Here is a 21,729-nt window from a genome sequence, read left to right as displayed (position 1 = left end):
CGGCCGCGGGTGGAACGCACCGATCGCTCTCGACTCAGGGTCAGGGCGAGCGTGCGTCTGCACCGCTGGATTGAGCGGGCCTTGGTCTGAGTACGCAGAAGAACCGATCACAGGCGCCGCGTCGGTCGGTTGGCGCACACAAGCCCCACGGGAGATCGTTCCTTTTCAGCACAGCCGTCTGCCACGCGGGCGATCGCGGCTAGCAGCCTGTCGGGCTTTGGGGGTCGAGGCGATAGTCGATTGCGAGAGGACAGTTTTTCGACGATTCGCAGGCGCCAGTGGGCTCTCGGCCAAGGATCGGCGGATAGTGGACCGCGCAGGCGGATTTGCAGCCCGGCCCACCAGAGTCCGACAGGCTGCTAGCGGTCCGGGCCACCCGGCAGCGCCGCACTGACATGCTCGGCCAGATGATTCAGCAGCGACTCCATCTGCAGCACATCGAAGCGATCCACCGCAGCGCTCAGACGCTGGGCGAAGTAGCTGATCTCCGGCAGTTCGCCGCGTTCGCCGAGCGCAACCAGTTCGCCAGCCAAGCGGCGCACTTCGGCGATCCGCATCGAGCCCAGCAGCGGTTGCAGATCCTCCTCGACGATCTGGCGCAGACGCCGGGCCACTTCGGCACGCGCGGCCGCGACGCCGGCATCGAGTTCAAGCTGCGCCTGCGCGACCGCCTCCGCGCCCGCGTGGGCGGCAGCGTTCTGGTCGGCCGCATTGGCGTTTTCGATCGCACCGGCGCAGGGCTTGGGCGCGGGTGCTTGGGTCGGCGCCGGCTGCAGCGGGCGCAGCTTGATGAACTCGGCCAGCGCCTGGAACAGCACCTCGCGCGACACCGGCTTGCGCAGATAGCCTTCGAATTCGGCGCTGAGCAAGCGTTCCTCGCGCGCCATGCTCGACGCGCTGACCGCGATCACCGCCAGCGCGCTGCGGGCCGGCTCGGTGGGCGCGCGCTGCGCGGCCCATTCACGCAGACGACGATTGGCCTCGCGCCCGTCCATCACCGGCATGCGCAGATCCATCAGCACCAGCTCGGGGTCGAACTCGGCGGCCACCGCCAGCGCCTCCTGACCATTGCTGGCAAAGGCCAGGACGTGCTCACCTTCGGCCAGAAAGGCGCCCAGCAGCTCGCGGTTCCAGGCCACGTCGTCGACGATCAGGATCCGGCTGGGCTGCAGCCGGCCGAAGTCGACGTTGGCGTGATCGTCGACCAGCGGATTGGCCAGCTCGCGGCTGATCGGCACGTCGCGCATCAGCACGCGGAACTGCGAGCCCTGCCCCGGTGTGCTTTCAAGCTCGACCTCGCCCTTCATCAACGCCAGCAGCCGGCGCACGATGGCGAGGCCAAGCCCAGTGCCCTGCGGTGCATCCGCCGCGTCGCTGGCGCGGAAGAACGGTTCGAACAGCTGAACCTGCTTGGCCGGCTCGATCCCGATGCCGGTGTCGCGCACGTCGATCAGCAGGTCGCAGATGCCCTCGACCCGCGGCCGCACGCTGGCGTGCAGGCTCACCTCGCCCGCGTGGGTGTATTTCACCGCGTTCGACAGCAGATTGATCAGCACCTGGCGCAGACGGTGCGGATCCACCATCAGGCAGCGCGGCAGCGACGGCGAGATCCGCACCTTGAGTGCCAGGCCCTTGCTGTTGGCCGCCTCGGAGAACACCGCCACGGTCGAATCCAGCAGCTCGCGGACGTCGGTGCTCTGCGGCGCGAGATCGAGTTTGCCGGCTTCGATCTTGGACAGGTCAAGAATGTCGTTGATCAGGGCCAGCAGGGCGCGCCCGCTGGTCTGGATGGCGCGGATGTACTCCTGCGCCTGCGGCTCGATGCGAGTCTTGGCGAGCAGCTGCGAGAACCCGAACACCGCATTCATCGGCGTGCGGATCTCGTGGCTCATGCTGGCCAGGAACGCACTCTTCTCGCGGCTGACCCGCTCGGCCTCTTCGGCGCGCACCTTGGCCAGCTGTTGCTCGACGCGCGAGCGCGCACCACGCCGCAGCGAGACCAGGGCGACGCCGCCCAGCACCAGCGCCAGTGCGTTCACCAGCAGCACGGTGACCGTGCTCTGCACGATCACCGCGTCGAGATCGAGTTGGCGCTTGCGCAGAAGGTCGGCTTCGGCGCTGTGCATGGCGGCCATCAGCGCAGTCATGCGATTGAGCAGATCGGCGCCACGGCCAGCGCGCACCCGCTGCGCGCTGGCGCTGAGGCCTTCGGTCTGGGCCTCACCAACCGCCGCGCGGTAGAACTCATCACGCGCAGCCACCAGCCCGCGCAGCTCCATGAAGCGCGCGGCCTGCTCGGGGTTGTCGGAAATCATCGAGCCCAGCGCCTGCAGTGCCGCCTCGACCTCGAACATGGTCTCGACATGGGTCTGCAGGTAGTCATCGCGATGGCTGAGCTGGTAGCGCAGGCCGTAGTTGTCGACGCTGTAGTTCAGCGACTGCACGCTGCGCAGCTGGGCCTGCAGCTGCAGGGTGTGGGTGACCCAGTCGACCGATTCACGCAGCTTGCCGGCGGTGAAGGCGCTGTAGCCGGTCGCTACGATGATCAACAGCACCGCCAGCGCCAGCAGGGCGAACTGGAAGCGCGGCGCGACCTCCGTCGTCTGCTGCTCGCGAACATCCGCGGCATCTTCAGCGTGCATGGCGGCCGGGCTCTCGATTGTCGGAAGGACTGGGTGCAGCGCGGCAGCACTGTAGCCGCTGCACGAGCGCTGTGCCGCGGGACACGCGTCGCAGCAGTACGTTCGCTCGCCGCGCTCTGGTACCCGGAGTGGTCAGTTCAGGGCCACGATCACACCGTTCAGCACCAGCGCAAAACTGACCCACAGCAGGGTCGGCACCAGCAGCCAGGCGCTCAGGCCGCGCACCGCGAAGGCGGCAAAAATGCTGGCCAACAGGGTGAGCCACAGCAGGCAGATGACGACAAAGGCCAGCAGCGGTTGTTGCAGACCGAAGAACAGCGGCGTCCACGCCGCATTCAGCACCAGCTGGGCGGCGAACCAGCTCAACGCATGCGTGCGCCGCGCCCCGGCAGGCGCCTGCAGCAGCAGGGCCAGCGACGCCATCATCATCAGATACAGCGTGGTCCACACCGGCCCGAACACCGCGTTCGGTGGCTGCCAGGTCGGCTTGCGCAATTCGGCATACCAGGCGTCTGGCGGAAACGCGGTGCCGGCCGCCAGCACGGCGGCCAGCGCGGCCGCGGCGATCAGCCATGCCAACGCGGGCTGCATGCGTTCACGGGTGAAGACGGTCGGATCAGCATTCATTGGATTTCCTGGCGCCGCCCGGTTCGGACCGGCGGCTTTGAGATCGGGAGCAGCAGCGTCGACGCTGCGGGGCTGCGGTCAGCTGAGTGCCTGCGCCACTGCGATGGCGGCGCACAGCACTCAAAGCAAGCGCGATGCCAAGCCTGCAGGTCAGGGCCTGTGGCGCTCGCCGCCGTGCAAGCTGCAAGCGGGCGTGCGCGGCGCTCGGGCGATCTGCATGCCTGCTGGCCTTGAGCGCGTTGCTGCCGACGTGACGGCGGCGCATCAATCGAGCCCATAGGTCTTGCGCTTGCGGTACAGGGTCGAGCTGTCGATGCCAAGGCTGCGGGCGGCCTCATCCAGCGTCGAGGCGCGCGCCAGCACCGCCTCGACATGGCGACGCTCCAGCGCTTCGAGGGTGATGTCTGCACCGATCTGCAGCGCCGCTGCGCTCGCCGCAACGCCCGCGCCCGTGCCGGTCTGCAGGCTGAGCAGGCTGGCCGGAATCTGCGCCTGCGGGCACAGGATCACCGCACGTTCGATCACGTTCTGCAGCTCGCGCACGTTGCCGGGCCAGTGGTAGTCGACCAGGGCGCGCTCGGCGGCCGGCTCGAAGCGGCGCGCCGGGCAACCGTACTCGGCGCCGTAGCGAGCGAGAAAGCTCTGCGCCAGCGCCAGCACATCCTCGCGACGCTCGCGCAGCGGCGGCAGGGTGATCGCCACCACATTGAGGCGGTAGTACAGGTCCAGACGGAACTCACCGACCTCGGACATCGTCGGCAGATCGCGATGGGTGGCGGTGACCAGACGCACATTGGCCTGACGGCTCTGCGGGTCGCCGACGCGTTCGTACTCTTTGTCCTGGATGAAGCGCAGCAACTTCGGCTGCAGCGCCAGCGGGAAGTCGCCGATTTCGTCGAGGAACAAGGTGCCGCCCTCGGCCTGGGCGACCCGCCCTTCGCTGCTCTCCTGGGCGCCGGTGTAGGCGCCCTTGCGATGGCCGAACAGTTCGTTCTCCAGCAGTTCGGCGCTCAACGAGGGGCAGTTGACCGGCACGAAACCGTGCTCGGCGCGCGGACTCCAGCCGTGGATGGCGCGCGCGAACACGTTCTTGCCGGTGCCGCTCTCGCCGAGCAGGAGCACATTGGCGCTGGTCCGTGCGACCTGCCGGGCCAGCGCCAGCGCCTGCTGCATCGCCGGCGCCTCGCTGGCGAGTTCGCGTGGATTGCGCTGGCCGGCTTCGCGTTCGAGCACATCGACTTTGCGCGCCAACCGCCGCGCCTCGATCTGCCGCGCGAGCGCGATCCGCAGCTGCTCCGGCGAAAAGGGCTTCACCAGGTAGTCGTCGACGCCGAGCCGCAGCGCCTCCAGCGCGGCATCGGTATCGCGATGGGCGGTGGCCATGATGATGCGCAGGCTCGGCGCCTGGGATTTCAGTTCGGGCAGCGCATCGGTGCCGAGGTCGTAGCCGATGTTGCGATCGAGCAAGCAGACATCAAAGGGGCGGGTCGCGGCCAGGCGCAGACCTTCGGCGAGCGTCGTCGCCGGGGTCAGGCGCATGCCTTGGCTTTCGATGATCGCGGCATAGGTGTCGAGCAGGGCGCGGTCGTCATCAATCGCCAGAATGCGCGCGCTGGGCTCGTCGGGCTTGGACATCGAGGCTCCGGTGAAAGGGACGGTGGTGGGGCGAACAGCTCAGCGGTCGAGGCCATCGTGGCACGGGCTCGGCAGTGGATTGTTCCGGAGCGACAACATCAGATCAGCGGCTGCCGTCGTGCAGCGCGCACGAAGCATGCCCGTAGACCGTGCCAGTTGCACGGTCGGCGCAGTGCGCGATGGCAGACGAACGCAGCCGGCCGTGGTGCGGGCGCTGGCTTCAGCGCGTCCCTTGGCGTCCATCCGGCCACTGGCACGCTCTTTGCGAGTGCACTAGCAGGCCAGCATCGGCGCCCTCCGCACTGCGGTCATCCGCCCACCGCGGCCCGTCGACCCCGCGCCGCCGCAAGCGGTGCACCGCCGGCCCCCTTCCCTACCGCGAGGAACTTCGCATGCTTTCCAAGAACACGGACAAGAACGCCATCTCCGAGCCTTTGCAGATCCACGCCAGCAGCCATTTGCAGGCGGCGGGCAATCACCTGCTGCAGGCCGGACGCAATGCCGCTGCCGGCGTCGGCGACGCTGGCAGCGCCGCCAAGGCCGCGCTGCACGACGGCCTCGCGGGCGCTGGTCCCGAACTCAGCGCCGCCCGCGAGGAGCTGAACCAGGCCGGCGGTGCCGCCGTCGCCAATGTGAGCCAGCAGTGGACAGATCTGCGCGGCCGCTCAGAGAACTTCGTCCGTGATCGTCCGCTGGCCGCACTCGGCCTCGCCGTTGCCGGCGGCTATCTGCTCTCACGTCTGCTGCGACGCTAAAGCGGCAGCGTCACCGTGGGCGGCCCGGACGCCATCCACGGTGACGCATCTTTTTTTCGATCTCGCCTGGAGACCCGCATGAATGCCGCGCCCGATGCGCCGACCGCTGCGCCTGATCCCGCGGACCGCGGCGATGCCGAACACGCCGCCGCCGATCTGCAGCTGGCGGTGCGCTCGATCGGCGGTGCCGCCAGTGCCCTGATGATTCTGCTGCAGCGCGAACTGAGTTTGAGCCTGTCGCTCGGTCTCCGTGCGCTGGTGCTGGCGGTGCTGGCTGTGGCCTGCGCGCTGCTGGCGGTGTTCAGCGCCGGCGCCCTGCTGCTGGCCAGCGTGCTCGCCTTGGGCGGCGGCTGGCCGGGCGCGCTGACGGTGCTGACTCTGGTGCTCGCGGGCGCGGGCTGGCTCGGCTTCGCGCAGGCGCGCGCCTGGCTGCGCCAGTGCAGCCTGCCGGCGACACGGCGTGAACTTGCCTCGCTGATGAACACCGGCGGAGACAGCGCATGAGTCTGGGCAAGCGACGCGCGGCGGTGGCCGCCGCCGAACAGGCCGCGCAGCGCGCACGCGAGCGCGGTGGCCGCGCGTTGCAGCCGATCGCAGGCACGGTTGGGCGGCATTGGCCTTGGGCTTGGCTCGGCCTCGGCCTGGTGATCGGCGCGCGGCTCGATCGACCCGGGCCGCGACCTGCCGCAGGCCAGAGCACAGCACCGGTTGAACGCAGCGGTCCGGGCACCTTGGTCCAGCTCAGCCTGCTGCTGAGCTTCGCCGAACAGCTGCTGCCGCTGCTGCTGCGTTTCGAGCAGCGTCCCCGCGTCAACGCCGACCCGCCGGGCGCGCCATCGCCGGCCCGCCACGACTGACGGCCGCCGCCAGTGTGTCAACCGCGCCGCCTGCGCGCGCCCTACGGACCTATGCACCATGAGCCACCCCGCCGCGATCGCGCCCGTCCTGCCCGCAGAGAGCCGCCCGGGGGTCGAATCAAGTCCGACTGACGAGCCGCGTCCGGCTGCCGAGCCCAGCCCGGCTGCCGAACTCAACGCGAGCCCGATTCGCAGCCGTCGCGGCGACACCCAACGTGCGCTTTGGATCCTGTGCACGCTGGCCAGTCTGCTGGCGATCTATGTGGCGGCGCCGATCCTCCTGCCGGTGCTGATCGGCGGCTTTCTGGCCCTGCTGTTGAACCCGCTGGTGCGCTGGCTGAGCGCGCATCTGCTGCCGCGCTGGATCGCAGCGATGCTGGTGCTGGGCTGCGTGATGGGGGGCCTCGGGCTCGGCGCCAGCGCGTTGTCCGGGCCTGCGATAGAGGCAATCGAGGCATCGCCGCGGGTGATCCAGGAGCTGCAGCGACGGGTCCAGCGCATGGCGCAGCCTCTGCTGTCGGCAGGCAAGTTCGATGAGGCGATGACGGCGTTCGACACCCTCGGCGGCCCGCCCTCGCCGCGCCCGGTCACGGTCACCGAGAACCGCAGCAGCCTGGGCGACCGCTTTGGCGGCGTGATCGCGCTCGCCGCCTCGATCGGCACTGCCCTGGTCCTGGTGTATCTGTTCCTGGTCTACGGCGAGCTGTTGCTCCGGCGCGTGGTGACCATCGCGCCGACCCTGCGCGACAAGCGCAACGCGGTGGAGATCGTACGTTCGATCCAGAGCGACATCAGCCGCTACGTCGTTACGGTGACCATGATCAATCTCGCCCTCGGCGCGACCATCGCCGGCGTGCTCTATCTGCTCGGCGTGCGCGAGCCGCTGCTGTGGGGCGCGATGACCGCGCTGTTGAACTTCGCGCCTTACATCGGGCCCCTGCTCGGCGCCATGGTGCTGCTGGCGGTGGGCATCCTGCAGTTCGACACGCCCGGCGCCGCCCTGCTGCCGGTTGCAGCGTATCTGGGCCTGAACGCGATCGAAAGCGAGCTGGTGACGCCGCTGGTGCTGGGCCGCAGCTTCGCGCTCAACCCGGTGGTGATCCTGCTGTGGTTGCTGCTGTGGGGCTGGCTGTGGGGTGCGCTCGGCATGCTGCTGGCGATGCCGATGCTGGTCTGCGCGAAGATCATCTGTTCACGCTATGAATCACTGCGCGCGTGGTCGCTGATGATCGAGCGCTGAGGGCGCACATCAGCATGCGCAGTCGCCTCGCGCCTCGCTGGCGTGTGCTCGCCTGCTGCCGTGTCCACAGGTCGACCCGCTGGCACGTTCTCCCAGCCGTTCAAGCGGCGGGCATGGCCGCCGCTGCGGGAGCAACTGTTCACCGGTCGATCTTCCGCCACTGAACAGTCACTGGGCTCTGCATCGATCGACCGATCGCGCGCGCCATCCTCGGGCGCGCGCTGCGGTTTCGTCTGGCCCGAGTCGTCTGCCGCACGCGTCTTCAACAGCAGACCCGCTGTGCGGCCACCCTGGTGCAAGACAGCGGCTACACCCGCGACCGACGGCCGAAGATCAGCGACAGCACGAACAGGACCACGAACAGATAGAACAGGATCTGGGCGATGCCGGCGGATGCGCCGGCGATGCCAGTGAAGCCCAGCAAGCCGGCGACCAGGGCCACCACAAAGAAGACCACGGCGTAATACAGCATGACAAAACTCCTTGAAATCAGACATCGGCGCCATTCGCGCACTGAGCATCCATCAAGGCTTGTGCCAAGCTCGATTTGTCTCGTATGTTCAGCCCCTTAGGCTCGAACGACCGGTGTCAGCAGGTGGTCGAGCCGTGCAGTTCGCGGCGCCGCGGCGGGCAAGATGCACGGCGCAGGCGCCAGGGCTATCAGTCGCCCGCGGCGGGCGCCAGAGGCAGTTCCAGAATGAAGGCCGCCCCGCCACCGGGCGCATCCTCGTACCACAGCTCCCCGCCCATCCAGCGCGCCTCCTGCATGGCACTGGCGAGGCCCAGCCCGGTTGAGCTCTCACCGCCGGTGGGCTCGGCGCCGAGCCGGACGAAACGCTGGAACAGTTTGCTGCGGTCGCTGGCGGAAATGCCGGGGCCCTGATCAAGCACCGCGATCTGCAGATGCCCGGGCTTGCCGCGCCGGGTCAGCACCGTCACCGTGCTGGCCGGTGGCGCGTACTTGCCGGCATTCGAGAGCAGATTGCGCAGCACCACGCCGAGCGCCTCCACGTCCGCCAGCACCGGCTCCAGCACGGCGAGCTCACGCGCCAGGCGCTGCTGCTTGTGCGCGAAGCCGCTCTCGAACTCGCGCAGCAGCACGGTCAGCACCAAGCCGAGGTCGCAGACCTGCGGCGTATAGCCGCGCCGCAGTTCGATGTCGGCGCGCTGCTCCAGATAGCTGGAGACGAACTGCAGCGAGCGCTTGGCCGATTCCTCGATCGTCCGTGCAATCGCCAGCACCCGCTCGGGCTGGTCGGCGACCTCGCGCAGCAGGGCGGCGTTGAGGCTGATGGTGAACAACGGGTTCTTCAGATCGTGGGCGACCACGGTGCTGATCTCTTCGCGCTCGCGAATGGCGCGACGCAGACGATCACGCAGCAGCTTGGATTCGGTGTGGGTGCGCACCCGCGCCACCAGCTCCTCCTCCACGAAGGGCTTGGTGATGTAGTCGACCGCGCCGGCATCCAGCGCCTGCACCACGAACTCGCGCTCATGCGCAGCGGTGACGAAGATCACCGGCAGATCGGCCAGCTCGGGATCGTGCTTGAGGCGCTTCAGCACCTCGAAGCCGTCCATCCCCGGCATGCGCATATCGAGCAGGATCGCGTCGGGCTGGGTGGCGCGCAGACGCTGGAACGCCTGCTCGCCCGACATCGCCGGCATCAGATCAAAGCCGGCGCGGGTCAGCACCGAGCCGACCAGGCGGATATTGGTTTCCTGGTCGTCCACGACCAGCACCAGCGGTGCCTGGGTCGACGTGCGTTGTGAAGACATGAGCGGGGTCCATCTTTGTTGAGGCGGTGCGGGCACTGCATCGCGGCCGCCCATGATGCGCGCCGTCGGCGCGGGCGGAGAGGCGCGCTGCTGGCGATCTGCGACGGCGGGCTTGCAGTCTGCCTGATCGCAGCCTTCGTTCTGCACGATTGCAATCCATCCGGATTCGCAGCAGCACCTGCAAGCCACTGTTCCCACACGGTTATCGGACTTGGCACGGGACGTGTAGGAGGATCCATGGGTCCGCTGGAAGCCGGCCGGTGCAGTGTGATCAGGGCATCGCCCTTACCTGCCGCCGCCCCAGCGCCCATCCACCCCCGCCGCACAGGAGCAGTACCCATGACGACTTCGATGAGCCATGCCGATACCGTGCAGGACATTGTCCGGATCGCCAACGACGGCGCCGACTTCTATCGCGATGCGATCGAGAAGACCAGCAACCCGGAGCTGCGCAACGTCTTCGGCCGCATGCTGGGCCACAAGCAGAGCATCGCCAACGCACTGCGCGGCAAGCTGCGCAGCGAGCATGCCGCGGCGCCGACCGACGGCACCCTGGCCGGCAGCCTGCGTCAGACCTATACGGATCTGCGTGCCCGCTTCAGCTCGAACGAAGACAAGATTTTCGTCGGCCAGCTCGAAGAAACCGAGGATCGCCTGCTGAAGGAGTTCGAGATGGCTCTCGACGAGGTCACCGACCCGTCGGTGAAGTCGCTTTTGCAGATGCACGCCCCGCAGGTGCGCGCCTGCCACGACGAAATGCGCCGCCTGAAGCAGACCTTCAACGCCTGACCCGAGCGCGGGCGGTGCCCAGCGCCGCCCGCCCGCTTCACCCTCCCAGCACACAGGATCACACCCATGAACACGTTCAATCGCTGCATGATCGCCGCTGCCATCAGCTCCGCCCTGGTTCTGAGCGGCCTGAACCCGGTCCAGGCCGCGCAGGACACCACCCAGCGCACGGCCGGACAGGCCATTGACGACGCAACCATCACCGCCTCGGTAAAGACCAAGCTGCTTGGCGACGAGCGCACCAAGGGCTTTGACATCAATGTCGACACCGTGCGCGGTGCCGTCACCCTGAAGGGCGGTGCGGACAGTGCGGCAGCCAAGTCCGCCGCAACGGAACTCGCCCGCAGCGCCACCGGCGTGACTTCGGTCGACAACCAGCTGGTCGTCGCCGCCGAAGGCACCCAGGCGCGCCTGGTCGCCAATACGGCAACCGCCTCCGGCGAGGTGCGTGAAGCAGCCGCCGAAACCGGCGAAGTGATCGATGACGCCTGGATCACCACCAAGGTCAAGTCACAGCTGCTGGCTGACAGCGACGTGGCCGGCACCGACATCAATGTCGAGACCAAGAGCAACATCGTGCATCTGCGCGGCGTAGTAACCACCACCCAAGCCCGCGCCACGGCAATCCGTATCGCCGAGACCACCCAGGGCGTGCGTGGTGTCGAAGCCCGCGACCTGATCGTGCGCGGCAGCTGATCTCAAGCCAACTGATTACGCGCAAGTGAACGCAGCCGCCACGTCGCAGGACGTGGCGGCTGCTTTGCTTTGTGTGAACGCCCAGCAGCCCGGCCAACCAAAGTCCGACAGGCTGCTAACGCGCTGGCGCAGCGGCACCAAACGCGTACGAGGCCATCGACAGCACGCCGAAATCGATGCCGCCGGCAATCCGCTGCGCGCGCTCGTCGGCCTCTGCTGCACCGAGCGCCACCAGCAGCGGCAGGAAATGTTCCTCGGTGGGGTGCGCGCGCGCGGCGCCTTCGATACGCGAGCGGTAGTCCCGCAGCAGCTCACGATCATCAGCGGCCAACGCGGATTCAATTGCGGCGACGAAGCGCTGCACGTGTGGCGCAGGCGCGCTGCCGGGTGCCTGCAGCTCGCGCAGGTTGTGGGTCAGGCTGCCCGAACCGACCACCCAGATGCCGGCAGTACGCAGCGGCCGCAGTGCCGCGCCGATGGCCAGCGCATACGCCGCATCCGCGCGCAGCGGAAGTGACACCTGCAGCACCGGCACATCGGCCGCCGGCAGCAGATGCAGCAGCGGAACCCAGGCGCCGTGGTCACGGCCGCGGCTCGCATCGAGCTCTGCCGGCAGCCCGGCCGCCTGCAGCAGGGCGAGCACCTGTGCTGCGATCTCGGGCGCGCCAGGCGCCGGGTATTGCAGGGTGTACAGCTCGGCTGGAAAGCCGCCGAAGTCGTGGATCGTGTCCGGCCGGGCACTGCTCATCACCCGCAGATCGTGGGTCTGCCAGTGCGGCGAAACCACCAGCACCGCCGTCGGCTTGGGCTGTGCACTGCCAAAGGACTGCAGCGCCTGCGCCGCCGCATCACGCGACAGCGCGAAGCTGGGTGAGCCGTGGGAAATGAACAGGCTGGGGGCGATCGACATGGCGTGGCCTCATGAGCGCGGACCACAGGCCCGCAGCTCCGCCACTGTGCGCCGCGGCCGGGGGATCGCCAACCCGGCCGCGAGCGACACTGTGTTGCAGCTGTCTCAGCCGTTCAGCGAAGACCCTTGCAGTTGGCGTAGAAGCTCACCGTCGCCGGCCAGTCGGTAAAGATGCCGATCACGCCGACGTCCTGCACCAGCGTGTCGATCACCGCGTACACATCGCCCTCGCGCTTGATCGCACTGTCAAAGGTCTGGAAGTAGAAGCCGTTGTTGCCATCGGCCAGCAGACCGCTGCGCTCAAGCGTCCAGGTGATGATCTGCAGGCCCGCGGCGCGTGCATCGCGGGCGTACTCCGAGGGCATCAGGCGGTTGTTCGCATCCACGCCCAGCAGGGCAAAGGTCGGTGGCGCCACAATGCGGATGCCCTGGCTGCGGTAGCTGCGCAGGGTGGCCGCATCGGGCAGATCGGCTACCGTGGCGGCGTCATCCAGAAACACCGCCTGGCGACCGTAGTTGCCGCCGTTGTTGACCCAGTACAGCACGTCGGCCTGGTTGAACGACTGCGGCCACACCCGCTGTGCCGGCACCCGCGCCTGCCGGTATTCGTCGATCAGCTTCTGCGCGTAGGCCTGCTGGCTGAACCCCTCGAAGGGCATCGGCACAACCGGGGTTTTCAGCTCGGGCGTCATGTCCACGCCGAGCTGCTTGAACAGCTCGATGCTCTCGGCATGGGTCAGCAGGGTGCCGCTGCTCGGTCCGGAGTACAGATCCGTCCGCCAGTTGGCGGTGCCGGCCATGTACTCGGCGACGGTGCGGGCGCGCGGATTGAACGCATCCATCTTGCCGCGCAGGGTCTTGAACTCGGCCAAGCTGATGTCGCTGGTCCGGCACTCGGCACTCGCCGCACGGGTCAGGGTGCCGGCGGCATTGAACTCGGCCGGGGTGAACCCGCGGGTGCACTTGGCCGCCAGCGGCGTGGCCAGGATATTGGTGGTGGTATGCAGATCATCCTGGGCGTGGCGACACACCAGCTGCTGGTCGCGGGTGAAGGCGACATCGCACTCGAGCACGCCGGCACCCATGCGCGCCGCAGCGATGTAGGACTCGCGGGTGTGCTCGGGGAACTGCAGCGGCGCACCGCGATGGCCGATCGACATCTGGCTGGAGCGGTACAGCGGGCGGGTCGCCGCACAGCGCTGCAGCTCACGCTTGAGCACGCCGTCCTGCATCTCGTCGGCAAGGAAGAACGGCCGCGGGCCGAGCTGGATCGGCAGCGCGCCAAACAGCTTGGCCTCAGCTTCAGCCGGCGCAGCGACGGGAGCCGAAGCGGCGCAGCCCAGCGGCAACAACGCGGCCAACAGCAGCGGGTAGATCTGGCGCAGCGGCATGGGGAGCTCCGGACACAGGTGGGAAGGGTCGCCATCCTGATCCAACTTCATGACTGTTCATTGACCTGCCTATGACAGCCGGCGCGTGCGGCTGGAGTTTGATGCTCACCCAGCCTGATGCACGCGCGGGCGTTCCAGCCACCACAGCAGACCAAGCACAGCAAGCAGCGCGAGCAGCCAGGGCCAGAACGGGCCGGACGCGCTCTGCAGAGTCGGCAGCGCGCCCAACTGGGCCTGCTGCTGCAGGTGACGGTTGGCCTGCGTGGTCTGCGCCGCCCACAGCGCAGGCAGCTGGTTGGGTTCAATCACCATCAACTGAGGCGCATTGCCGCCCGCCTCACCCAGTCGATGCAGGCCGCTGGACTGCGGCCACCAGGCGGCGCAGCCGCGACCGTCGGCCACAGCGAGGCGCGTGCTGCTGTCATCCGCTGCGGTGACCTGCCGCGCGGCGTGATTGTCGACGGCAACCGTCGTTGCGGCTGCGGTGTCTGCTGCGGCACCCAGGCCGCACAACAGCGCGCGTTCGCCGCGCCAAGCGAAGGCCGCCGCGTACAGGGAAGGACGTGTTCTCGAAGCAGACGGCGGGCGCGCCAGGGTGGTGCTGATCGCGCTCCACAGCGCGGCATACGCCTCCGCTTCGCCGCTGGCCTGCAGGCGGAAACTGTCGCCCAGCCAGAGCAGACCGAAACGCCCCAGGCCGACGGCTCGCCAATGCCCCAAGGGCTCGCCATCGGTGGCGCGCAGCAGCGGTATGGCGTCCGATGCATCGACGCGCAGGTTCAGCCGCCGCAAGCGGGTCGGCAGGCCGGGCAGCTGGGTCTGCACGCTGATCTCGCCGACGCCGAGCGTGAAGCCCTGCGTGGCCAGCTCGGCGCGCAGCGGCGGCGTCGGGCTGGCGGCCAGACGCAGCAGCACGCCGAGTCCATCGCGGGTTGCCGCCATCACGGCCTCACGCGCGGCCGGGCCGAGTGCGGCCCAGCTGCGCTCGTCGACGATCAGCAGATCGAGTTCGCTCAGTTCGGTCGGATCGACCTGCAGGCGCGCGCCGCCCTGCACGATGCCGGGCGCGAACTGGATCCGGCTGCTGAAATCGAGCCCGGCATCGGCGGCCCAGCGCCGCAACGCACGCAGCTCCGGGCCCGGTGCACCGCCCAGCAGGAGGGTGCGCAGCGCGCGCGGCGGGCGGATGTTCAGCGGCACATCGATGAGGGAGCTGCTGACGCCAGCGGCATCGACGGCCGTGAGCCGCAGCACGCGCTCGCCGACCGCACGCCCCGGCGTACGCAGTGCGAAGCGCTGGCCGGGTTCGTTGTGATCGTGATCGTGATCGTGATCGTGGTCGTGATCTGCGTCGTGGTCGTGGTCGGCACTGCGCGCATGCGCGGTGCTGTGGTCGTGGGCCGCTGCGTCAGCGAGGCCGGCCGCATCAGTCGCCGCACTACCCTCTGCAGCGCTGCCAGTCCCCGCAGCCGCCGCCGTAGCGCCCTCGCCCGCCGCGGGCGCCAGCGCGATCTCATCCAGCACCTCGCCCTGCGGGTCCAACAGCCGCAGCAGGGCCGGTGGCGAGCCGCTCCAGCGACCATGCAGCTCGATCTGCGCGCCGAGCTGCGGCGCTGCCGTCCATTCGAGCGCCACCAGACCCTCGGGCAGCGGCGCGGCGGCGTACTCCAGCACGCGGCCACGCGCGGCTTCGCGGTCGCGCGTCGGCAGGCCGCGGCCGAGCACGCGCAGGCCGAGGCTGTCGCCGTGGATTCGCAGTGCGGTCGCGAGGTCCGGCACCCGGCGCAGGCCCGCGGGCAGCTCGGCGCCGGCTTCAGGCAGGGCGACCACCGCCGCACTCGGGCCGACCTCCACGCCGGCCTGCTGCCAGTCGGCGCTGAGGACAGTCAGCGCGCCGGCCCGCGGCAGCGGTTGCGCGGGCGGATGCAGGCACAGCCACAGCAGTGCCGCGGCAGCGGTTTGCAGCAGCAGGCGCAGCGGCCAGCGCGAGGGCCGCAGCCACAGCAGTCGCGCGGTGGCGAGCACCACGGCGAGCGCGAGCGCCAGCAACAGCACATCGTTCGACAGCAGCGAATTCGGCAAGGTGTCCGCCAGCGACATATCGAACAGCGACGTGCCGGCCAACTGCGCGCCTGACACGGGCAGGCTCGACCACAGCGCAGTCATCCCGGGCATAGGCGAGAACATCAGGATCCGCCCTCACGTGCTTGCAGCCAGGCGCGGCCGGCGGTGTCGATCGGCGCGCGCGGCTGCGGGCCCTGCGGCGGCGTCTGCAGCCGCGGCCACAGCGCCTCGCGCAGGTCCGCGGCGCAGTCGCTGCAGTCGGGCGCGCGACGCAGGCGATCGAGCTGTTCGCGCAGGTCCAGCGTGGTGTCGGCCGGTTGCCGCGCCAGCCACTGTTCGAAGCCCGCCATTGCCGCCTCGCGCTCGGTAACATCCACGGCCATAGGCGCCAGCGCGGACCACAGCACCCGCAGCGGCGCATCGCTGCGCTGCGCCGGCTGCAGCGGATCGCGCGGACCGCGGGCGGAGCTGCGATCGCCGCTCAAGCGCCGCGACAGCATGATCGGCGGCAGCTCCAGCCCGACTCGCGCCAGGTAGATGCGGCTGGCCTGCTGGATCTGCTTGATCAGCGCCAGCGCGCGGAACTGGTAGGGCAGCGCCGCCACCGGATCGCCCATGCGCAGGTGCAGCTCGCTCTGCCACATCTCGCGCAGGGCCTCGCGCAGACGCTCGCGGGTGACGGGATCGAACAAGGTGGTGGCCTCGGCCTGGTCATGGTTGTGGCCGTAGGCGCGGATCACCGATTCGGCATCGCCGAACTGCGAAGGATCGGTGTGGCCGTGGCCATCATCGAGGCTGTGACCCTCCGGCAACAGCGGGCCGTCGTTCTCGACCTCCTCGCCGAGGAACTCGCCATAGCGCAGGCGCAGCAGGCGCTGGTCCACGCCGATGCTGTCGCTGCGGCTGAGCAGGAGCGACTGTTCCAGGCTTGAACGCTCGGCGATCAGTGCCTCGGTGTCGATGATGACCTGGCGCTGGCTGCGGAAGTAGGCCGGCAGGATGCGCTGCACGAAGCCTTCGACTCCGCTGCCTTCGGACTCGCGCAGGCGCGGCCAGCGCAGGATGTAGCTGGGGCTGCGACTGCGCTGCGGCGAGGGCGCGCGGTTGTCGACGATTTCGACCCGCAGGATCAGGTCATTGCCCTCGGCGAAGCCCATCGCCGCCAGATCCAGCCGGCGCAGATAGCGCCGCTCACGCGCATCGCCTTCGCCACGCAAGGCCAGCCGCTGCTCGCTGACTTCGACCATTTCGCCATCGCCCTGGGCCAGGGTCAGCACCAGCTCGGCGGCGCCCAGACCGAAGTCATCACTGGCCTCGATCTCGAGCTCCAGCGGCGTGGCCGAATCGACGATGTTCAGGGTCTGGCCGGGCCGGCGCACGCGGATCACCGGCGGCGCGTCGGCGCTGACCTCGATCTGCGCCGCCGGCTGATCCAGGCCCTGCACCGCGCCATCGAGTTCGAGCCGATAGCGGGTGCTGGTCTGCAGGGCCATCGAGGCGCGGAATTCGGCCTGGTCCGCGGCGGCAAGTTCAAGCCGACTGCCGTCGATGAACACCAGCGCCGCGGCGGTCGGCGCCGGCTCGATCCGCAGCCGCCACTCGGCGCGGGTCGCTGCCAACACGGCGATATCGAGGCCGGTCTGGCTGCGCGCAGGCTGGCCGCTGTAGGCCGGCGACTGCAGCTCAATCCGCGCGCTGCGCAGCTGCGGTGGGCCGCTGAGTACGGTCTCGTCGGCGGTCGGTGCACGCAAGGTCGGCGCAGACGTCGGCGACTGTGCCAGCAGTGGCAACAGGAACACAGCCGCCACGGCCAGCAGCGGCGGCAGGATCTGGCCGCGCCGCAGGGCACTCAGCCGCAGATCGCGCAGCCGCAGCGGCAGCAGCCGGCGCTGCAGGCGCACGCGCTGCAGCGGCGCCAGCGCACCGCCGGCGTCGGTATGCAGCAGACCGGCACTGTCCTCGAACTCGCGCCGCGTGTTCAGCCGCTGCGCCAGCCACCCCGGATCGCGCTGAAACACAGCACGCGCAACCAACACTGCGAATGCGCACAGCGCCAGCCCGTCGAGCCACAGCGTCGGCGCCAAGCCTGCGCCGCCGAAGCGCAGCAGCGCCCAAGCCGGCAGCACCCACAGCGCCGCGCTCAGCAGCGCCTGCAAACGCGCGCGGCGCAGCAGGGCCGCGAAGGTCGGGCTGATTGCTGCATGCGTGGCGGAGCGGCTCATGTCGGCCGCCTCGATGCGGCCAACCAGCGCTCCAGCGCGAACAGCGCGATCAGCAGCAGGGCCAGCGCATCGCGCAGCGGCACGCCGACCGGCTGCGGGGTCGGGCCGTCGGCACTGGGCTGCAGTTCTGCAGCAGGCGCACGATCCGGCGCCGGCGCCGGCGCGGCCAGCCACTGCTGCAGCAGGCGCGGAAACTCCGGCGACAGCAGCTCGGGCAGGCAGGCCGGATCGAAGTCGCAGTCGAGTCGGCGCAGCTCACCGCGCCCAACCCGGCGCCCGCTGAGCTGAGCGTGGACGCCGTGCCAGAGTTCGATCGATTCGGGTTCAGCGCTGAGCGTGTCGGGCTGACGGTCTGCGGACTGATCGGCGACAGGCGTTGTCGATCCGCGCGCATCGGATGTTCCGCGATCCTGTGCGGCCGATGCGTCACCCGCCGCAGCGTCCGTAGCGAGCACCGGCTCGGCTTTGCGCGGCGGCCGCGCTGCGATCACCAACACCCGCCCGCCGTCTTCGAGCCAGCGCTGCCAGTCGGGCTTGATCGCGTCCGTGCCGAACTGAAGGGCCGCATCGAACTCCGCCTGCTGCGGGCTCTCAGCCTCGACAAACTGCAGCGGCGAGTCTTCACCTAGCGACGCTGCGAAGGCGGTCAACTGAGCTCGCGCAGTGTCGGCCCAGTCCGGCGCATCAGCCGGCGCAAGCAGCGCGACCCGCAGCGCTGCCGCCAGTGCTGGCTTGGACGCGTTCGGCGCACTCGGCAGCACGGTCCAGGTGATCTCGCGGCCCAGGTCCAGCCGCGCGCCATCCAGCCCGCCAAGTTGATTCGGCAGCCGAACTTCCAGCGCCTGTGCAGGCGGACGCTCGAAGGCGAGCTGGCGCAGCAGGCTGGCGCTGCCGTGCGGCGGTGACAAGGTCGGTGCGGGGACGTTCGGCTCGACGATCGGAAACCCCGGCGCCAGCCAGCGCAGCTCGGTCGCATCGGGCACGCTGCCTGCTGCGGCGGGTTCGACTTCAGGATGCAGCAGCACCCACGGCGCCGGCCTGCGCCCGAACAGCAGCGGCTGCGCCAGCAGCAGGGCGAGCACGGCGAGCAGCAGCAGGCGCAGCAGCAGCAAGGGCAGATCCCGCAAGCGCAGACGACGGCGCGGGCGTGCGTTCGGGTCGACATAGGCCAACGCGGCAAAGGCCAGCGGCGGCGGCGTTTCGCGGCGGCGCTGCAGGTGGATCAGCAGCGGCAGCAGCAGCGCGCCGAAGGCGAACAGAGCCGAAGGCAGCAGCCAGCTGAGGCTCATGCGCGCAGGCTCCGACCGGGCGCGAACAGCGCGCGCAGCACGCCGTCTTCGGGCGCGTCCAGCCAGTGCTCGGCCGCAGCCACGCCGGCACTGGCCAGCTCGGCTACAAGCTGCGCGCGCGCCTCGCCGAAGCGCTGCAGAAAGCCAGCGCGCACGCCGGCCGCATCGCATTCGCGCTCGGCGCCGGTTTCCGGATCGGTGAGTTTCAGCGCGCCGCTGAACGGGAACTCGCGCTCTTCGGCAGTCAGCAGCCGCAGCAGGGCAACGCTGCGGCCGGCGGCGGCCAGGCGCTTGGCGAACGCGATCGGTGCCGGATCAAACCCATCACTCAGCACCAGAACCAAAGCGCCGCGCTCGATTCGCGCGGCGAAGCCATCGAGCACCGCATGCTCGGGCCAGCCGGCGTCGGGCGCGAGCGTGGCCAGCGCGGCGAGGCAGCGATCGCGCTGGCTGCGGCCGGCGTTAGAGGCCAGCCAGCGCGGGCCGGCGGCAGTGAAGGCCAGCAGGCCGAAGCGCTCGTCCTCTCGCAGGGCGATCTCCAGCGCGCAGGCGGCGATACGCCGCGCCGCATGCAGGCGCGACCAGCCCGGCCGGGCCTGATCGACCTGGGCCATCGAGGCGCTGGTGTCGAGCACCAGGTACACACTCAAGGGGCTGTCGCGCTCGGACTCGCGCACGAACAGGCGATCGCTGCGCGCATACAGCCGCCAGTCGACCAGACGCGGCGAATCGCCAGCGACATAGCCGCGGTACTGTGCGAACTCCAACCCGCTGCCGCGGCTGCGGCTCATCTGCCGACCCAAGGGGCCGACCGGCGCCGCGGCCGGCGTGCGGAAACTGATGTCGCGCAGCCGCGCGCGCAGATCGGCCGGCAGGTCGAGGCCGCTGCCGCTTAAGTCCATCGCTGCGACCCCGGTGCCCCACGCGAATACGCTCGGCGCTGAACAAAGCGCGCGCAGCGACGTGCGAGCGATAGGCGCGTGGGCTCAGCGCAACGGCGTGGTCGCGTGGCGGATGAAGACAGCATGAGGCGGACGCCCGCTCAGCCCGTCACCGCGGCGAGCACGCCGTCCACCACCCAGTCGGTGCTGCGACCTTCGGCCTCGGCGGCGAAGCCCAGCAGCAGACGATGCCGCAGCACAGGCTTCGCCAGCGCGCGGATGTCCTCGCGCGTTGCCGCCAGCCGCCCGTGCAGCAGTGCACGCGCCTTGGCCGCCAGCACCAGCGACTGCCCCGCGCGCGGGCCGGCACCGAAGCGCAGGGCCTGATTGACCCGCTCCGGCGCATCGGGGCCAGGGCGAGTCGCACGCACCAGCTGGGCGATCCAGCGCACCAGCTCGGGCGCGATATGCACCTCGCGGGTCAGCTGCTGCAGCTCGATCAGGGCAGCTGCATCCATCACCGGCGTCGGCTCGGCGACGCCACGGCCGGTGGTGAGATCCAGAATCGCGATCTCTTCGTCCAGGCTCGGATACTCGACGCGGATGTAGAGCAGAAAGCGGTCGAGCTGGGCTTCCGGCAGTGGATAGGTGCCGGCCTGCTCCAGCGGGTTCTGCGTCGCCAGCACGAAGAAGGGCTTGGGCAATGCAAAGGTCTGGCCGGCGGTGCTGACGGTGCGCTCCTGCATGGCCTCCAGCAGGGCGGCCTGGGTCTTGGGCGGGGTGCGATTCAACTCATCCGCCAGCAGCAGGTGGGTGAACACCGGCCCCTGCTGGAACTTGAACACGCGCTTGCCGGTGCCGTGATCTTCCTCCAGCACCTCGGTGCCGAGGATGTCGCTGGGCATCAGGTCCGGGGTGAACTGGATGCGGTGGAAATCCAGATGCAGGGCCTGGCCGAGGCTGCGAATCAACAACGTCTTGCCGAGCCCCGGCACGCCCTCCAGCAGGCAGTGGCCGCCGGCCAGCAGCGCGATCAGCAGCTGCTCGACGACCTCGTCCTGGCCGACCACCACGCGGGCGATCGCGCGCTTGAGCGCGTCCAGGCGTTCGATGCGGGCGGCAAGGCTGGCTTCATCCAGGGCGATCGCGTTCATCGGCTCATCCATTGAGTGCATACATCACGATGTTGACGGCGAAGCGGGTGTTGTCTTCAGCGAGCCAGCGCTTGTTGCGCCAGTCGTAGTCCCACTCGCAGCCGTAGTCCTTGTTGCTGTACAGAACCGCCAGCCGACCATCGATCTCGATGCCCTTGAGGTAGTCATGCACAAGGTCGTCGCCCCAGCCGTTCAGCTCGAAACTGGTGGTGGGCGGGCCGTCGAACCTGAAGAAGCTGGAGTAGATCGGGTGGGTGTTCGGCAGCTTGGCCATCGCGCCGGCACCGAAGATTGCCTCCATCTCGGTCTCGAAACTGCGCGCGAACAGGCCATCGATGTCGTGGTTGCAGTCATCCACGAACACGAAGCCGCCACGCCGCACATAGGTTTCGAAATTGCGCCGCTCATCCGGATCGAACTCGACCAGTTTGTGCCCGGAGATGTAGCAGAACGGCGCCTCCAGCATCTTCGGATCGGCCAAGGGAATGACACGTTCGACCGGGTCGACGCGCAGCCCGGTGTGGTCGATCAAGGTCGTGATCAGGTTCGACGGCATGCGCTGATCGACGTCCCAGTTGCCGGAGGCGTACATCAGCCGGGTGAACCAGAAATCGAACTCGCCGTCGGAGGGCTGGAACGCTGATGCGCGTCGCGCCGCGAGAGCGGCGAGAGCGGCGGTGCCGAGGTGGAGGAAATGGCGGCGGTGCATTGGGAGTCGGGAGTCGGGAGTCGGGAGTCGGGAGTCGGGAGTCGGGAGTCGGGAGTCGGGAGTCGGGAGTCGGGAGTCGGGAGTCGGGAGTC

19 protein-coding genes are annotated in these 21,729 nt (G+C 69.2%); 6 read left to right on the top strand and 13 right to left on the bottom strand.

Features of this window, described 5'->3' with window-relative positions; genetic code table 11:
* Positions 1 to 359 precede the first annotated feature (359 nt).
* The 3 genes from ACIQ7H_RS10200 to ACIQ7H_RS10190 all read right to left on the bottom strand — a co-directional run bounded on the left by ACIQ7H_RS10200 (position 360) and on the right by ACIQ7H_RS10190 (position 4,904).
* Positions 360 to 2,642, bottom strand: coding sequence for an ATP-binding protein (locus tag ACIQ7H_RS10200; RefSeq protein WP_395791031.1), 2,283 nt, complete (start codon positions 2,640 to 2,642; stop codon positions 360 to 362).
* Between the two features lie 132 nt (positions 2,643 to 2,774).
* Positions 2,775 to 3,269, bottom strand: coding sequence for a TspO/MBR family protein (locus ACIQ7H_RS10195; RefSeq protein ID WP_395791029.1), 495 nt, complete (start codon positions 3,267 to 3,269; stop codon positions 2,775 to 2,777).
* Positions 3,270 to 3,533: 264 nt separating this feature from the next.
* Positions 3,534 to 4,904 carry a sigma-54-dependent transcriptional regulator gene (locus ACIQ7H_RS10190; RefSeq protein WP_395791027.1) on the bottom strand — a complete coding sequence of 457 codons (1,371 nt, stop codon included), beginning with the start codon at positions 4,902 to 4,904 and terminating at the stop codon, positions 3,534 to 3,536.
* Between the two features lie 392 nt (positions 4,905 to 5,296).
* Here ACIQ7H_RS10190 and ACIQ7H_RS10185 point away from each other — a divergent pair, with 392 nt between their 5' ends.
* From ACIQ7H_RS10185 to ACIQ7H_RS10170, 4 genes are all read left to right on the top strand, one after another.
* On the top strand, positions 5,297 to 5,659 hold the full coding sequence (locus ACIQ7H_RS10185; protein ID WP_395791025.1) for a hypothetical protein: 363 nt from the start codon (positions 5,297 to 5,299) through the stop codon (positions 5,657 to 5,659).
* Between the two features lie 78 nt (positions 5,660 to 5,737).
* The gene (locus tag ACIQ7H_RS10180) at positions 5,738 to 6,163 is read left to right on the top strand and encodes a hypothetical protein (RefSeq protein WP_395791023.1); all 426 of its coding nucleotides are present in this window, start codon (positions 5,738 to 5,740) and stop codon (positions 6,161 to 6,163) included.
* On the top strand, positions 6,160 to 6,516 hold the full coding sequence (locus ACIQ7H_RS10175; protein WP_395791021.1) for a hypothetical protein: 357 nt from the start codon (positions 6,160 to 6,162) through the stop codon (positions 6,514 to 6,516). The genes ACIQ7H_RS10180 and ACIQ7H_RS10175 overlap by 4 nt, the downstream gene beginning before the upstream one ends.
* Positions 6,517 to 6,574: 58 nt before the next feature.
* Positions 6,575 to 7,756: an AI-2E family transporter gene (locus ACIQ7H_RS10170; RefSeq protein WP_395791019.1), complete on the top strand. Its 1,182-nt coding sequence runs from the start codon at positions 6,575 to 6,577 to the stop codon at positions 7,754 to 7,756.
* A gap of 307 nt (positions 7,757 to 8,063) precedes the next feature.
* Here ACIQ7H_RS10170 and ACIQ7H_RS10165 read toward each other — a convergent pair whose 3' ends face one another.
* Positions 8,064 to 8,228: a DUF1328 domain-containing protein gene (locus tag ACIQ7H_RS10165; protein ID WP_395791017.1), complete on the bottom strand. Its 165-nt coding sequence runs from the start codon at positions 8,226 to 8,228 to the stop codon at positions 8,064 to 8,066.
* 188 nt (positions 8,229 to 8,416) lie between these two features.
* Complete coding sequence (locus ACIQ7H_RS10160; RefSeq protein ID WP_395791015.1) at positions 8,417 to 9,532, bottom strand: response regulator; 1,116 nt, start codon at positions 9,530 to 9,532, stop codon at positions 8,417 to 8,419.
* Positions 9,533 to 9,871: 339 nt separating this feature from the next.
* Here ACIQ7H_RS10160 and ACIQ7H_RS10155 point away from each other — a divergent pair, with 339 nt between their 5' ends.
* Positions 9,872 to 10,321, top strand: a complete 450-nt coding sequence (locus ACIQ7H_RS10155; protein WP_395791013.1) for a PA2169 family four-helix-bundle protein — start codon at positions 9,872 to 9,874, stop codon at positions 10,319 to 10,321.
* A gap of 66 nt (positions 10,322 to 10,387) precedes the next feature.
* Positions 10,388 to 11,017, top strand: a complete 630-nt coding sequence (locus ACIQ7H_RS10150; protein WP_395791011.1) for a BON domain-containing protein — start codon at positions 10,388 to 10,390, stop codon at positions 11,015 to 11,017.
* Positions 11,018 to 11,132: 115 nt separating this feature from the next.
* Here ACIQ7H_RS10150 and ACIQ7H_RS10145 read toward each other — a convergent pair whose 3' ends face one another.
* The 8 genes from ACIQ7H_RS10145 to ACIQ7H_RS10110 form a co-directional block, all read right to left on the bottom strand.
* The gene (locus tag ACIQ7H_RS10145; RefSeq protein WP_395791009.1) at positions 11,133 to 11,927 is read right to left on the bottom strand and encodes a DODA-type extradiol aromatic ring-opening family dioxygenase; all 795 of its coding nucleotides are present in this window, start codon (positions 11,925 to 11,927) and stop codon (positions 11,133 to 11,135) included.
* 113 nt (positions 11,928 to 12,040) lie between these two features.
* Positions 12,041 to 13,318 carry a glycerophosphodiester phosphodiesterase family protein gene (locus tag ACIQ7H_RS10140; protein ID WP_395791007.1) on the bottom strand — a complete coding sequence of 426 codons (1,278 nt, stop codon included), beginning with the start codon at positions 13,316 to 13,318 and terminating at the stop codon, positions 12,041 to 12,043.
* 105 nt (positions 13,319 to 13,423) lie between these two features.
* Positions 13,424 to 15,505 carry a hypothetical protein gene (locus ACIQ7H_RS10135; RefSeq protein WP_395791005.1) on the bottom strand — a complete coding sequence of 694 codons (2,082 nt, stop codon included), beginning with the start codon at positions 15,503 to 15,505 and terminating at the stop codon, positions 13,424 to 13,426.
* Entirely contained in the window at positions 15,505 to 17,604 is a 2,100-nt protein-coding gene (locus ACIQ7H_RS10130; RefSeq protein ID WP_395791003.1) for a hypothetical protein, read from the bottom strand. Before ACIQ7H_RS10130 ends, ACIQ7H_RS10135 begins: the two co-directional genes overlap by 1 nt.
* Positions 17,601 to 18,893, bottom strand: coding sequence for a BatA domain-containing protein (locus ACIQ7H_RS10125; protein ID WP_395791001.1), 1,293 nt, complete (start codon positions 18,891 to 18,893; stop codon positions 17,601 to 17,603). Before ACIQ7H_RS10125 ends, ACIQ7H_RS10130 begins: the two co-directional genes overlap by 4 nt.
* On the bottom strand, positions 18,890 to 19,795 hold the full coding sequence (locus ACIQ7H_RS10120; RefSeq protein ID WP_395790999.1) for a DUF58 domain-containing protein: 906 nt from the start codon (positions 19,793 to 19,795) through the stop codon (positions 18,890 to 18,892). Before ACIQ7H_RS10120 ends, ACIQ7H_RS10125 begins: the two co-directional genes overlap by 4 nt.
* A 140-nt stretch (positions 19,796 to 19,935) precedes the next feature.
* On the bottom strand, positions 19,936 to 20,940 hold the full coding sequence (locus ACIQ7H_RS10115) for an AAA family ATPase (protein ID WP_395790997.1): 1,005 nt from the start codon (positions 20,938 to 20,940) through the stop codon (positions 19,936 to 19,938).
* Positions 20,933 to 21,637 (bottom strand): DUF4159 domain-containing protein, encoded by a 705-nt coding sequence (locus tag ACIQ7H_RS10110; RefSeq protein ID WP_395790995.1) that lies wholly within the window; start codon positions 21,635 to 21,637, stop codon positions 20,933 to 20,935. The genes ACIQ7H_RS10115 and ACIQ7H_RS10110 overlap by 8 nt, the downstream gene beginning before the upstream one ends.
* Positions 21,638 to 21,729 lie beyond the last annotated feature (92 nt).

It is taken from the genome of Aquimonas sp. (assembly GCF_044377145.1).
In the GTDB taxonomy this organism is placed as follows: Bacteria; Pseudomonadota; Gammaproteobacteria; order Xanthomonadales; family Xanthomonadaceae; genus Aquimonas.
The sequence above is the reverse complement of the archived record's forward strand: the minus strand, read 5'-3'. Positions and strand labels throughout refer to the sequence as shown.

What these genes read in the sequence shown, in the direction of transcription:
- ACIQ7H_RS10155 (WP_395791013.1), top strand. Translation starts at nt 9,872, where the DNA reads ATGACGACTTCGATGAGCCATGCCGATACCGTGCAGGACATTGTCCGG.
- ACIQ7H_RS10125 (WP_395791001.1), bottom strand. Translation starts at nt 18,893, where the DNA reads ATGAGCCTCAGCTGGCTGCTGCCTTCGGCTCTGTTCGCCTTCGGCGCG.
- ACIQ7H_RS10140 (WP_395791007.1), bottom strand. Translation starts at nt 13,318, where the DNA reads ATGCCGCTGCGCCAGATCTACCCGCTGCTGTTGGCCGCGTTGTTGCCG.
- ACIQ7H_RS10160 (WP_395791015.1), bottom strand. Translation starts at nt 9,532, where the DNA reads ATGTCTTCACAACGCACGTCGACCCAGGCACCGCTGGTGCTGGTCGTG.
- ACIQ7H_RS10185 (WP_395791025.1), top strand. Translation starts at nt 5,297, where the DNA reads ATGCTTTCCAAGAACACGGACAAGAACGCCATCTCCGAGCCTTTGCAG.
- ACIQ7H_RS10130 (WP_395791003.1), bottom strand. Translation starts at nt 17,604, where the DNA reads ATGAGCCGCTCCGCCACGCATGCAGCAATCAGCCCGACCTTCGCGGCC.
- ACIQ7H_RS10145 (WP_395791009.1), bottom strand. Translation starts at nt 11,927, where the DNA reads ATGTCGATCGCCCCCAGCCTGTTCATTTCCCACGGCTCACCCAGCTTC.
- ACIQ7H_RS10190 (WP_395791027.1), bottom strand. Translation starts at nt 4,904, where the DNA reads ATGTCCAAGCCCGACGAGCCCAGCGCGCGCATTCTGGCGATTGATGAC.
- ACIQ7H_RS10120 (WP_395790999.1), bottom strand. Translation starts at nt 19,795, where the DNA reads ATGGACTTAAGCGGCAGCGGCCTCGACCTGCCGGCCGATCTGCGCGCG.
- ACIQ7H_RS10175 (WP_395791021.1), top strand. Translation starts at nt 6,160, where the DNA reads ATGAGTCTGGGCAAGCGACGCGCGGCGGTGGCCGCCGCCGAACAGGCC.
- ACIQ7H_RS10110 (WP_395790995.1), bottom strand. Translation starts at nt 21,637, where the DNA reads ATGCACCGCCGCCATTTCCTCCACCTCGGCACCGCCGCTCTCGCCGCT.
- ACIQ7H_RS10165 (WP_395791017.1), bottom strand. Translation starts at nt 8,228, where the DNA reads ATGCTGTATTACGCCGTGGTCTTCTTTGTGGTGGCCCTGGTCGCCGGC.
- ACIQ7H_RS10195 (WP_395791029.1), bottom strand. Translation starts at nt 3,269, where the DNA reads ATGAATGCTGATCCGACCGTCTTCACCCGTGAACGCATGCAGCCCGCG.
- ACIQ7H_RS10115 (WP_395790997.1), bottom strand. Translation starts at nt 20,940, where the DNA reads ATGGATGAGCCGATGAACGCGATCGCCCTGGATGAAGCCAGCCTTGCC.
- ACIQ7H_RS10135 (WP_395791005.1), bottom strand. Translation starts at nt 15,505, where the DNA reads ATGTTCTCGCCTATGCCCGGGATGACTGCGCTGTGGTCGAGCCTGCCC.
- ACIQ7H_RS10200 (WP_395791031.1), bottom strand. Translation starts at nt 2,642, where the DNA reads ATGCACGCTGAAGATGCCGCGGATGTTCGCGAGCAGCAGACGACGGAG.
- ACIQ7H_RS10180 (WP_395791023.1), top strand. Translation starts at nt 5,738, where the DNA reads ATGAATGCCGCGCCCGATGCGCCGACCGCTGCGCCTGATCCCGCGGAC.
- ACIQ7H_RS10150 (WP_395791011.1), top strand. Translation starts at nt 10,388, where the DNA reads ATGAACACGTTCAATCGCTGCATGATCGCCGCTGCCATCAGCTCCGCC.
- ACIQ7H_RS10170 (WP_395791019.1), top strand. Translation starts at nt 6,575, where the DNA reads ATGAGCCACCCCGCCGCGATCGCGCCCGTCCTGCCCGCAGAGAGCCGC.